Source organism: Fundidesulfovibrio sp. (genome assembly GCF_058402725.1).
The window spans coordinates 1-2604 of sequence record NZ_JBZVFJ010000271.1 but is presented as its reverse complement, the minus strand read 5'-3'; the positions used below and the strand labels follow the sequence as shown (position 1 = coordinate 2604).

Annotated in this window: 3 protein-coding genes; 2 read left to right on the top strand and 1 reads right to left on the bottom strand. The window is 69.4% G+C overall.

Annotated elements, in window-relative coordinates:
* Nucleotides 1-195: 195 nt before the first annotated feature.
* Both ACV4UX_RS18565 and ACV4UX_RS18560 read left to right on the top strand, forming a co-directional pair.
* Nucleotides 196-405, top strand: a complete 210-nt coding sequence (locus tag ACV4UX_RS18565; protein ID WP_491594765.1) for a heavy-metal-associated domain-containing protein — start codon at nucleotides 196-198, stop codon at nucleotides 403-405.
* A 227-nt stretch (nucleotides 406-632) separates the two neighbouring features.
* Nucleotides 633-1253 carry a methyltransferase domain-containing protein gene (locus ACV4UX_RS18560; RefSeq protein ID WP_491594764.1) on the top strand — a complete coding sequence of 207 codons (621 nt, stop codon included), beginning with the start codon at nucleotides 633-635 and terminating at the stop codon, nucleotides 1251-1253.
* 62 nt (nucleotides 1254-1315) lie between these two features.
* On the opposite strand, the gene ACV4UX_RS18555 is transcribed toward ACV4UX_RS18560, so the two are convergent.
* Nucleotides 1316-2254: an MDR/zinc-dependent alcohol dehydrogenase-like family protein gene (locus ACV4UX_RS18555; protein WP_491594763.1), complete on the bottom strand. Its 939-nt coding sequence runs from the start codon at nucleotides 2252-2254 to the stop codon at nucleotides 1316-1318.
* Nucleotides 2255-2604: the final 350 nt, after the last annotated feature.

Here is a 2604-nt window from a genome sequence, read left to right as displayed (position 1 = left end):
GCGGAGAGGGATTCCAAAGGGCGTAGCCCTTTGGCCGCCGGAGGCATATTCTCCGGCCACCTGGCCGCTCGCCGACGCCGCACGGGGCGTACCCGCGAGGCAACTACCGGGTCCAGGGGGAGGCATCCCACCTCCTGCCCGCCGTGACGCCAATGGCCATCGCAGGGGCAACCAATTTCAAACAAGGAGACACCCATGAAAAGGACCATCGAAGTGAAGGGCATGAGTTGCAACCACTGCGTGCAGTCCGTCACCAAGGCCTTGTCGGGGCTTGAGGGCGTGGCCGACGTGAAGGTGGACCTCACATTCGGCACGGCCACCTACACCGAGACCAAGGACGGCACGGACACCGCCGTGAAAGCGGCCATCGAGAACGCCGGGTTCACCGCCGGGCAGTATCGTTAGCGAGGTGAGTCGAGTGCGCGCCGGGTTGCGGCGTGGGCGAATCGTGCGGCCCCCGCGCCTCCTGCCGGAAGTGGAGAGGCGCGGGGGCCGTTTTGTTCGGGGGACCCGGGGAGGCTCTGATCGAAGAGCGTGTGCGTGCGCTTCCTGGGAATGGATTGGCCGGGCACAGGCGTCACGGTCGGCGGGCGTGCTTTACACGGGCTGCGGCCCGAGCGTATGCCTTGGGCATGGATTGGCGCACAACGCACAAGGTGCCGTCGTCTCTGGCGTTTCCCGATTTGTTCCGTCGCGTGCTCTTTCCCGGGGCGCTGGTGCTGGACGTGGGCTGCGGCGAGGCGGGCATCGCGGGAGAGGTGGAGTCCCTGGGCTGCGTTTCCATCGGGCTGGACGTGAACCTGCCGAGTCTCAGACGCGCCGCGCGGGCCGGTCGGCGCGTGGCGTCGGGCGACGCCGGACGGCTGCCGGTGAAGGCCGGCGCGGCCGATCTGGTGACGTTGCGGGCCGTGCTCACGGTGTTCCCGGAGGACGAGGTCCTGGCGGGCGTGCTGGCCCAGGCGCTGAGGGCCAGCCGGGGGCTGGTGGGCGTGCAGGATTTCCTGATGACTGAGGACCAGCCGCTCTATGCATCCCGTTATGCGGAGGGCAGGGCGCTCGGGCTGCCTGAAGGTGCTTTCCCGGTGCTCCAGGGGGGGCGACTGCTCTATCTGGCCCGGCACTTCACCCCCGAGGGGCTCAAGGCGCTGGCGGAGCGGGCGGGCGGCGTGGTGGAGGCCCTGTCGGAAGCTCCCGCGCCCACGCGCAGCGGCAACGTGATCCGGGGCGTGACGCTCCTGCTCCGGCCGCGCTGAGCCGCCACAGGGAGCCTGGTCCGTTCTTGCCTGGGAGAAGGCGAGGTCACGGGGCGGTTGCTTCAACGGGAGACGCGCACGAGCACCTTTCTGGCCCCGGGACGCGCGGCGCGCTGGAAGGCCTCCCGGAATTGCTCCAGGGGGTAGGCGGCCTCCACGAGGCCGGAAGGGTCCACCAGCCCCCGGGCCAGATGGTCCAGGGCCAGGGCCGTGTCGCCGCATCGCGAGCCCACGAGCGTGATCTCCTGGACCACCACGCGGGAGAGGTTCACGGGCGTCTTGGCCTCGGTGGTGGACTTGAGGACCACGGTCCCTTCGGGGCGCACGAGGTCCAGGGCGGCTTCCAGGCCCTGGGGCCGGCCAGTGGCTTCCACCACGATGTCGAAAGAGCCTGCGATGTCGGCCGCGAGGGCTGTACGTACGCCGTGCTTGGCAGCGATCGCCAGTTTTTCAGGGTGTTTGCCGGAGAGGACGAGCCCGGGGCAGAGGTGGCGCAGGGCCAGAGCGATAAGCAGTCCGAGCTTGCCGTCGCCCAGCACGGCCAGGCGGTCGGTGGCGCGGATGTGCACCTGCTGGCCCACCTCCAGGGCTGCGGCCAGGGGTTCGGCAAACACGGCGGCCTCGTCGGAGAGCGTGTCGGGCACGGCGTGGAGGTTGTCCACCGGGGCGAGAAGATACTGGGCGAAGGCTCCGTCCCAGCCGAGAATGCCCAGGACGCGCCTGCCGGAGGCGTGGCGGTGGTCGCCGTGCCCCGACGCGGCGTTGATGTCGGCGGTGACGCGGCGGCCTTCCAGGTGCGGTGCGTCGGGGGCGCTTTCGACCACGCCGACGAATTCGTGCCCTGGCGTGCCGGAAAAATTCATGTATCCTTTGAACAATTCCAGGTCCGTGTTGCAGATTCCCGCCACCAGCACGCGCACCAGGGCTTCGCCGGGCCCGGGGGTCGGTTGCGGCAAATCGGCCAACTCCATGGTTCCCTGATGGAAGCGGACGGCGATCATGGCGGGTTCCCTCCTGTCGTGTCCGCAGGATAGACCAGCGCGCAGTGCTTGTCACCCGCCGCCCGGGGCGCCGGTCCAGCGGATCGCTCCGGGATTCGATCGTCTTGCAGGGCCTGCGCTTCCCGCTGTGTGGTGCGGATGGAGACGTGTTTGTACTCCAGCGGGCCTTCCGGGGGCCCGGACTGCACCACCGGCGACTCGGGACGCTTTCCACTCAATCCTTCGGGGAGTGTCTGGCAATGCATTCCGGGGCTCATCCAACAGGGGGTTCCGCATCGCAGGCCGGGGGGCGAGCCCCGTCGTTGCCGTCCAGGACTGCGGCGGCCCGAATCAGGGCCTCGCGCGCGGCC